This is a genomic window from Pseudoxanthomonas sp. (genome assembly GCF_002863005.1).
Taxonomy (GTDB): Bacteria; Pseudomonadota; Gammaproteobacteria; order Xanthomonadales; family Xanthomonadaceae; genus Pseudoxanthomonas_A.
Window position 1 is genome coordinate 75,444 of the sequence record NZ_PKDG01000022.1, and the last position, 8,307, is coordinate 83,750.

Below are 8,307 nucleotides of genomic sequence, written 5' to 3' on the forward strand. Positions count from 1 at the left end.
CCCGGCGTTCTTTCATGGTGCAGCGGGCAATGCCGATCGCGCCTGACGCATCATCTCGGCGCAGGCGCCGTCCCTGCCGGTGGCGTGGCGTTGAGCATCGCGTCTTCCGCCTGTTCCGGGGTGACGCCCCTCATGGCGCGGAAGCGCTGCAGGATGTCGGCGATCTCCACGTCCAGTTCCGCGCGCTGCTTCTCGAAGCTCTGCTGCAGGTGGCGGGTGCGCACCAGCTCGGCGTGCCGCTGGCGGATGGAAGCGACCATCTCCTTGGGCACCGGCTGCCCCGCCAGCTCGCGGTCGCCCGCGGTCTGCAGCAGGCTGATGAGGCCGTCGCGCAGGCTGACGGCGTTGTAGCCGGCGGTGCGGACATTGTTGTCGACGATCGCCGTGCGCTCGTTGAAGACGCGGCGCAGTTCCTCTTCGCTGCGGTATGACAGCAGCATGGCGGCATCGGTGCGCCGGCGCATGTCGGCGGCGGCATCATCGATCAACTGCTGCTGGGCCGCGATGGCGGCCAACGCGCGCTCCTCGTCCGTCATGGCGCGGTCCACGCCGCCCGTGCGCAGTCCACTGGCGGCGCTGATCTCGTCGCGCGCGACATTGACGGCATCGGCCGGCAGCGCATCGCTGCAGACGCGCTGGCCCTTCTCTTCCCAGCAGAAGAGTTTCTTGTTGACCGCGGGCTTGGCCGCGCCCTTGTTGCCCTGGGCGAACGCCAGCGGCGTGGCCAGGAGTGCGGCAGCCAGCAGGTAGGAAGTGCGGACGGTCATGGCAGCCCCCTGCTGCTTCAGTCCTGGGTCGCGCTGCCGTAGCGGGCCCGATAGGCCAGCAGGTCGTCGCGATGGCGGACAAGGTCGGCGCTTTCGCCGGCAAATGCAAGCAGGTCGTGCAGGCTGGCCACGGCCACCACGGGAACGCCGGTTTCCTCGGCCACCGACTGCGCGGCCGAGCGGCGTGGACCGCCGGTACCGGGATCGCCCAGCACTTCCTGCCGGTCCAGCGCCACCACGATGCCGGCCGGCGTGCCGCCGCCGGCACGGATCAGGCCCAGGGCTTCACGGATGGCGGTGCCAGCGGTGATCACGTCGTCCACGATCAACACGCGGCGGTCTTCCAGCGGCGCGCCGATCAGCAGGCCGCCCTCGCCATGGTCCTTGGCTTCCTTGCGATTGAACGCCACCGGCAGGTCGCGGCCGCGGCGGGCGAACTCGCAGGCCACCGCGGTCGCCAGCGGGATGCCCTTGTAGGCCGGGCCGAACAGCAGATCGAACGACAGGCCGGCGTCTTCCACCGCATCCGCATAGCAGCTGGCCAGCCCGGCCAGCCGCGCACCGCTGTCGAAACGGCCAGCGTTGAAGAAGTACGGACTCTGCCGCCCCGACTTCAGCGTGAACTGGCCGAAGCGCAGGGCCTGTGCGTGCAACGCGAGCTGGAGGAAGCGGGAGCGGTGGTCGGACATGGGCGGCGGGAATGAACAGGTGAGACGACAGGATACCCGCCCTGCGGCGTGCATCGCGCGATGGCCGCGTGGGTTCGGGTACGCTTGCCCGGTTTCCGACGAACGACGTGCACATGCGCATCATCAGCTTCAACGCCAACGGGCTGCGATCGGCAGCCACCAAGGGTTTCTTCGACTGGTTCACGGCGCAGCAGGCCGACGTCCTGTGCGTGCAGGAGACCAAGGCCCAGGAACACCAGCTGGCCGGGCCGGAATTCCTGCCCGCCGGCTACAAGGCCTGGTTCCGCGATGCGAGCACCAAGAAGGGCTACAGCGGCGTGGCGATCTACGCCAAGCGCGAGCCGGACGAGATCCGTACGGCGCTGGGCTGGCCGGACTTCGATGAAGAAGGCCGCTACATCGAGGCGCGCTTCGGCGACCTGAGCGTGGTCTCGTTCTACATCCCGTCCGGCTCCTCGGGCGACGAGCGGCAGGGCTTCAAGTTCAAGGTCATGGACTGGCTGGCGCCGGTGCTGGACGAATGGCGCCGCAGTGGTCGCCATTACGTGCTGTGCGGCGACTGGAACATCGTGCGCAGCCGGCTGGACATCAAGAACTGGACCAGCAACCAGAAGAATTCCGGCTGCCTGCCGCCGGAGCGCGACTGGTTGAACGGTATGTGCGTGGACGACGGGGGCTGGGTCGACGCCTACCGCGCGCTGCATCCGGAAGGGCAGGACTACACCTGGTGGAGCAACCGTGGCGCCGCGCGCGCCAACAACGTGGGGTGGCGCATCGATTACCAGTTCGTCACGCCCTCGCTGCGCGACCGCCTGAAGGCCTGTTCGATCTACCGCGACCAGCGCTTCTCCGACCATGCCCCCTTCACGGTGGACTACACCTGATGACGACCTCCGTCGGCGAACGTCCCGCCAAGCCTTCCGTCTGGCGTGCGTTCGCGCAGCCTTCGGCGTGGACGATGTTCTTCTTCGGCTTCGCCTCGGGCATGCCATTCCTGCTCGTGGCCGGAACGCTGGCGTACTGGCTGACCGAGAACGGGCTGGAACTGAAGAACATCACCCTGATCGCCAGCGCGGGGCTCACCTACACGTTGAAGTTCCTGTGGGCGCCACTGGTGGATCGCTGGCGCCTGCCATTGCTGGGCGGGCTGGGCCAGCGGCGCGGCTGGCTGTTGCTGGCGCTGGGAGTGGTCATCGTCGGTCTGCTACTGATGGCGCACCTGACACCGGGGACGCTGGCGCCCTTCATCTGGGTCACGCTGCTGACGGCCTTTGCCGGCGCCACGCTGGACATCGCCGTGGACGCTTACCGCATCGAGATCGCGCCGCAGGAGTCGCAGGGCGCGCTGCTGGCCACGTATTCGCTCGGCTACCGCATCGCGCTGATCATCACGGGCATGCTCGCCCTGGTGCTGGCCGACCACGTGCCCTGGCCGCAGGTGTATGTCGCCATGGCGGCCTTCATGCTGATTCCGGTCGTCGCCGTATTGCTGGCATCGGAACCGGATGTCGTGCGGGTGCGGATGACGACGTGGGCCGAAGGCCTGCAGGAAGGCGTGGTGGAGCCGTTCCTCGATTTCTTCCGCCGGTTCGGCCCGGCGCTGGCGCTGGCGCTACTGTCGTTCATCCTGCTGGCGAAGATCTCCGACCAGTCGTTGGGCGGCGGCATCATGGCGCCGTTCTACCTCGGCGAGGGTTTCACCAAGACCGAGATCGCGACGGTCACCAAGTTCTATGGCATCTGGGTGGGCCTGGCCGGCGTGTTCCTGGCCGGCATCGCCATCGCCCGCTGGGGCGTGAAATGGCCGCTGCTGGTGGGGATCGTGCTGGGCGCGATCAGCAACCTGCTGTATGTCTGGCTGGTCGGCGCCGATGGCGACGTATGGAAGCTGACGCTGGTGATCTCGGGCGAGAATCTCGCCCAGGGGTTCCAGGGCACGACCTTGGTGGCGTTCCTGTCCGCGCTGGTCAACCAGCGTTTCACCGCCACGCAGTACGCGCTGTTCTCCTCGCTGGTGATGCTGCCGGGCAAACTGTTGAGCGCGGTGTCCGGCGGCATCGTCGAGCAGACCGGATATGCGGTGTATTTCTGGATCACTGCGCTGGTGGCCGTCCCGGCGGTGATCCTGTTCTTCTGGCTCGCGCCGCGCATCCGGTTCGGCAGCGGCCATGAGGCCGCCACCGGCGTTGACGCGCGCGCGCCGGATACGCCGGCTTGAATGACTGCGCTACAGTTTCCCGCCGGGGCAGGCCAGGGGAGGAGGGGATGACCGACATCGTGCTTAAGGACGTGGACCCGATCCTCGCCGAGCGCATCCGGCGCGTCTCGCAGGCGCGGGGTTGGCCGATCCACGACACCATCTTCAACCTGCTGGAGCAGGGCCTGTTCGTCTGCGAGGCGGAAGTCCGTGGCGGCTTCGACGACCGCGAGGTCAATGCGCTGGCCGAGGCGATCAGCGCGTTGAAGGACGTTCCGTCCGGCAAGGGGTTCTAGGCCGGATACACAGTGCCGAGCACGCGGCGGCCCGATGCGCCGGTGACGGCGGGAAGGTTGCCGGGGCGACCCGCCAGCGTCTCGCGGGCCAACCACGCGAACCCCATCGCTTCCACATAGTCCGGGTCCAGGCCGTGGGTGGCCGTCGACTCCACCACGGCCTGCGGCATGTAGGCCGCCAGCCGCGCCATCAGCACCGGGTTCCGCACGCCGCCGCCGCAGACCAGGACGCGTCGCGTGTCGGGCTGCGTCATGTGCAGGGCATCGGCCACGGTACGCGCGGTGAGATCCAGCAGGGTGGCCTGCACGTCCGCATTCGATACGGAATTCCCTTCCAGGCGGGCCTGCAGCCAGTCCAGGTGGAAGTGTTCGCGCCCCGTGCTTTTCGGCGGCGGTGCGGCGAACCAGGGTTCGGCCAGCAAGCGCGCGAGCAACGCCGCATCGACCTGGCCGCTGGCGGCAAAGGCACCGTCGGCATCGTAGGCGTGCCCGGTATGGCGCTCGCACCAGGCATCCATCAAGGCATTCGCCGGCCCGGTATCGAAGCCGCGGACATCCCCCGCGCCCGGCAACAACGTGAAGTTGGCGATGCCGCCCAGGTTGAGCACCGCGCGGTCTTCGTGCGTCGATCCCAGCAGCGCGGCATGGAACGCCGGCATCAGCGGCGCGCCCTGGCCGCCCGCCGCCACATCGCGGCGACGGAAGTCGGCGACGGTTGTCATGCCGCTGCGTTCAGCAATGACGTTGCCATCGCCGAGTTGCCAGGTGAACGGCGGCTCCGCATGCGGCCGGTGGCGCACCGTCTGGCCGTGGGAGCCGATCGCACGGACGCGGCCGCGCGGCACGCCGGCGGCCTGCAGCAGCGACAGCGCGGCATCGGCGAATGCGATGGCGATGCGGGCATCGAGCAGGCCCACCGTATCCAGCGACACGCTGTCCGCACCCTGGCCGAGCGCAACGAGCGTCGTGCGCAAGGCGGGATCCCAGGCGAACGTGTGGCCCCGCACCAGGTCGCACCGCAGTGCGCGGCCCTCACCCTCGAAGCGCACCAGGGCGGCGTCGATGCCGTCGGCGCTGGTGCCCGACATCAGGCCCAGGTAGAGCTCGGAAACGGTGGCGTCGATGGCGTCGGTCATGCGGGAACGTCACGCAAAGAAAAGGCGGGACAGTGTCCCGCCTTTTCTTGTTCGCCGCCATGCGCCGGGCTCAGCCTTTGCCGCCCTTCTTGCCGCTGGCAGGCTTGGCGGCGGCGACGGTGGTCGCCTTCGCCTCGTCGGCGGGGCCAACATCGGCATAGATGATGTCTTCCACCGTGCGGATACGTGCCAGCGCATTGGCCGTGTACGTGCGATACGCCGCCAGTTGCGCGCCGGACAGCGGCTCCGGCGGCGGCATCGTCACCGACAGCGGATTGCGGTGCACGCCGTTGATGCGGAATTCGTAATGCAGGTGCGGGCCGGTCGACAGCCCGGTGGTGCCGACGTAACCGATCACCGTGCCCTGCGCGACGCGCTGGCCCGGCTTAATCTTGCCCAGGCGCGACATGTGCGCGTACAGCGTGGTATGGCCGCGGCCGTGGTCGAGGATCACGGTACGGCCGTAGCCGCCCTGCCACCCTGCGAACTGCACGCGGCCATCGCCGGCCGCCATGATCGGCGTACCCGTCGAGGCGGCATAGTCCACGCCCTTGTGCATGCGCATCGTGCCCAGCACCGGATGGCGGCGCGCACCGAACTTCGAGCTCATGCGCGCATACGCAATCGGCATGCGGATGAAGTTCTTCTTCAGCGGCCGGCCTGCGGCGGTGAAGTACTCCGGTTTGCCGCCCGGACGCGTGAATCGGAAGCCCGAATGCAGTTTCCCGTCGACGGTGAACGTGGCGGCCTGCACGGGGCCGGTGCTGATCAGCTCGCCCTCGCGCCACGTCTGTTCGACCACCACGCTGAAACGGTCTTCCGGTCCCAGGTCGGAATTGAAGTCGATGTCGTACTTGAAGATCTCGTCCGTCATCGAATTGATGTTGGCGGACGTCAGCCCCGCCTTGCGGGCCGACCGGTTGAGCGAACGCCCCACCTTGCCGCTCAGCACGACGGTACGGGTCGTGGTCTCGCGCGCGATCACGCGCTCGGTGACCTTGTCCTCGCCGACCACGAGTTCGACGCGATGGCTGGGATCGCGGTCGTAGCGCAGGGTGCGCAGGCCGCCGGTCACCGGCAGGTCGAAGGCGATCTCGGTGCCGGGCTTCAGGCGGGTCAGCGCCTTCTTGGCATCCGCGTTGTCCAGGATGCGGTGCAGCGTCGCGGCCGGGATGCCCAGCTCCTCGAAGATCGCGCCCAGCGTCTGGCCGCGCTTCACCCGCACCACTTGCCAGCTGTCGCCGGCGATACCGGCCTGGCGCTCTGCGGACAGTTCGGGCAGATCAAGCAGCAAGGTGTTGCGCGGTTCGGAGATCGGCGCCTGGATCGCACTCGAGAAGCCCGGCACGATCGTCGCCATCAGCACGCCGATGGTGGTGAACAGGGTGGCGTGGATCCAGTGGCGTCGCGTCCATCGCCCCTCCGGCAGATGACGCTTCACGGCGCTATCGCGGAGCACCCCCAGGCGCTCGCGAAACAGTTGCTTGCGGCTGTTGCCGCCCCCATGAGTTTGCATCAAGGTTGCACCCCGGGGCCAAGGCAAAGCCCCAATCGGCGTACCATAGACACGCGAAGACTTCGCGTCAAACCATTGAGTCAGATAGCTTTTTTGATTGGTATCACTGTTTACTTTCTTTTAACGGCAACTTCACGTCACTGACTTGGCCTTCACGTGGCCCCTCTATCTGGAACCGCTATCCCGTGTCCTCCGCAGAAGCGCTTGCCCTGATCGGCCGTGGTGCCGACGAAATACTGAAGATCGAAGACCTGCAGGCGCGCCTCGCCTCCGGCCGTCCGCTGCGCGTGAAGGCGGGGTTCGACCCCACGGCGCCCGACCTGCACATGGGTCATACAGTGCTGCTGAACAAGATGCGCCAGTTCCAGGACCTGGGCCACCAGGTGATTTTCCTGATCGGCGACTTCACCGGAATGATCGGCGACCCGTCGGGCAAGAACGCGACCCGCAAGCCGCTGACCCGCGAGGATGTGTTGGCCAATGCCCGCACCTATGAGGAGCAGGTATTCAAGGTATTGGACCGCGAGAAGACCGAAGTCCGCTTCAACTCCGAATGGTTCGGCAGGATGGGCGCGGCGGACATGATCCGCCTCGCCGGCCAGCACACCGTCGCGCGGATGCTGGAGCGCGACGATTTCGCCAAGCGTTACGCGGCGCAGCAGTCGATCGCGATCCACGAGTTCCTTTACCCGCTGGTGCAGGGCTACGACTCCGTGGCGCTGCAGGCGGACGTAGAACTCGGCGGCACGGACCAGAAGTTCAACCTGCTGATGGGGCGCGGCTTGCAGGAGCATCACGGCCAGGCACCCCAGGTCGTGCTGACCATGCCGCTGCTGGAAGGCCTGGATGGTGTCAACAAGATGTCGAAGTCGCTGGGCAACTACATCGGGGTCAGCGAGCCGGCCATCGACATCGTCACCAAGACAATGAAGATCGGCGACGCGTTGATGTGGCGCTGGATCGAGCTGCTGAGCTTTGAGATCGGCGGCGCGGAAGCCGCCACGCTGAAAGCGTCCGTCGACGGCGGCGAGCTGAACCCGCGCGATGTGAAGCTCCGGCTGGCGCGCGAGTTGGCGGCCCGTTTCCACGATGCCGCCGAAGCGGAGAAGGCCATCACCGGCTGGCATGCCGTCGTCACGGGCCAGGGCGACACCTCGCTGCTCGAGCTGAAGGATGTCGTGGTGCCTGCAGAGGGCATCCGCATCGCGGCGCTGCTGACGGCCGCCGGCATCACGCCCAGCAATTCGGAGGCGAACCGCAAGCTCAAGGAGCGTGCGGTAAAGCTGGAAGGCGACGTGGTGGAGGATGCCGGACTGCACCTTGCGCCCGGTTTCGAGGGCGTCCTCCAGGTGGGCAAGCGCAACTTCGCGCGCGTTCGCCTGGTGACCGGCTGAGCGGCGGAGGGGCTGCAGGAATGCCGGTCGACGCAGTGTGAATTTTTCTTCTCCGACCCCTTCCCAAAGCCGGGAGAACCGGCCATACTTTCCCTCCCCCGACGCACGGGGCCTTGCCGGAACGGGAAGGCGTCATGGGAAGGGAAAGCGGATCGCCAACAACTTCGAAAAAAGGTGTTGACGGAACAGAAAAACCCGCCATAATAGGCGGCTCACCTCGACGGAAACGACGAGGTTTACGAAGGAAGGCGCTGAGGCCGACTTCGCAGCTCTTTGACAGTGTGCGCAGGTGACTTGTGTGGGCGCCTGCAG

General features: G+C 67.2%; 8 protein-coding genes. 4 read left to right on the top strand and 4 right to left on the bottom strand.

The annotated features are described in order from the left end of the window. Positions 1 to 50: 50 nt before the first annotated feature. Positions 51 to 767 (bottom strand): hypothetical protein, encoded by a 717-nt coding sequence (locus CYU89_RS11280; RefSeq protein WP_296281074.1) that lies wholly within the window; start codon positions 765 to 767, stop codon positions 51 to 53. 17 nt (positions 768 to 784) lie between these two features. Next, entirely contained in the window at positions 785 to 1,456 is a 672-nt protein-coding gene (gene pyrE / locus CYU89_RS11285; protein WP_296281075.1) for an orotate phosphoribosyltransferase, read from the bottom strand. Positions 1,457 to 1,569: 113 nt separating this feature from the next. Here pyrE and CYU89_RS11290 point away from each other — a divergent pair, with 113 nt between their 5' ends. Genes CYU89_RS11290 through CYU89_RS11300 form a run of 3 tightly spaced genes read left to right on the top strand, consistent with a single transcriptional unit; the run spans position 1,570 to position 3,949 of the window. Then, complete coding sequence (locus tag CYU89_RS11290) at positions 1,570 to 2,340, top strand: exodeoxyribonuclease III (RefSeq protein ID WP_296281078.1); 771 nt, start codon at positions 1,570 to 1,572, stop codon at positions 2,338 to 2,340. Continuing rightward, positions 2,340 to 3,674: an MFS transporter gene (locus tag CYU89_RS11295; RefSeq protein WP_343125253.1), complete on the top strand. Its 1,335-nt coding sequence runs from the start codon at positions 2,340 to 2,342 to the stop codon at positions 3,672 to 3,674. The genes CYU89_RS11290 and CYU89_RS11295 overlap by 1 nt, the downstream gene beginning before the upstream one ends. Positions 3,675 to 3,721: 47 nt before the next feature. Then, the gene (locus tag CYU89_RS11300; RefSeq protein ID WP_296281080.1) at positions 3,722 to 3,949 is read left to right on the top strand and encodes a hypothetical protein; all 228 of its coding nucleotides are present in this window, start codon (positions 3,722 to 3,724) and stop codon (positions 3,947 to 3,949) included. Here the strand turns inward: CYU89_RS11300 and CYU89_RS11305 are convergent. Continuing rightward, the gene (locus tag CYU89_RS11305) at positions 3,946 to 5,085 is read right to left on the bottom strand and encodes an anhydro-N-acetylmuramic acid kinase (RefSeq protein ID WP_296281082.1); all 1,140 of its coding nucleotides are present in this window, start codon (positions 5,083 to 5,085) and stop codon (positions 3,946 to 3,948) included. The genes CYU89_RS11300 and CYU89_RS11305 overlap by 4 nt on opposite strands. Positions 5,086 to 5,155: 70 nt before the next feature. Next, on the bottom strand, positions 5,156 to 6,601 hold the full coding sequence (locus CYU89_RS11310) for a peptidoglycan DD-metalloendopeptidase family protein (RefSeq protein WP_296281084.1): 1,446 nt from the start codon (positions 6,599 to 6,601) through the stop codon (positions 5,156 to 5,158). A gap of 185 nt (positions 6,602 to 6,786) precedes the next feature. Between CYU89_RS11310 and tyrS the strand changes: the two genes are divergently transcribed. Next, positions 6,787 to 7,995: a tyrosine--tRNA ligase gene (gene tyrS, locus CYU89_RS11315; protein WP_296281086.1), complete on the top strand. Its 1,209-nt coding sequence runs from the start codon at positions 6,787 to 6,789 to the stop codon at positions 7,993 to 7,995. Positions 7,996 to 8,307: the final 312 nt, after the last annotated feature.

Bases quoted from the DNA above. Each gene is read 5' to 3' on its own strand.
- CYU89_RS11305 (WP_296281082.1), bottom strand. From the start codon at position 5,085: ATGACCGACGCCATCGACGCCACCGTTTCCGAGCTCTACCTGGGCCTG.
- CYU89_RS11310 (WP_296281084.1), bottom strand. From the start codon at position 6,601: ATGCAAACTCATGGGGGCGGCAACAGCCGCAAGCAACTGTTTCGCGAG.
- CYU89_RS11295 (WP_343125253.1), top strand. From the start codon at position 2,340: ATGACGACCTCCGTCGGCGAACGTCCCGCCAAGCCTTCCGTCTGGCGT.
- pyrE (WP_296281075.1), bottom strand. From the start codon at position 1,456: ATGTCCGACCACCGCTCCCGCTTCCTCCAGCTCGCGTTGCACGCACAG.
- CYU89_RS11290 (WP_296281078.1), top strand. From the start codon at position 1,570: ATGCGCATCATCAGCTTCAACGCCAACGGGCTGCGATCGGCAGCCACC.
- CYU89_RS11300 (WP_296281080.1), top strand. From the start codon at position 3,722: ATGACCGACATCGTGCTTAAGGACGTGGACCCGATCCTCGCCGAGCGC.
- CYU89_RS11280 (WP_296281074.1), bottom strand. From the start codon at position 767: ATGACCGTCCGCACTTCCTACCTGCTGGCTGCCGCACTCCTGGCCACG.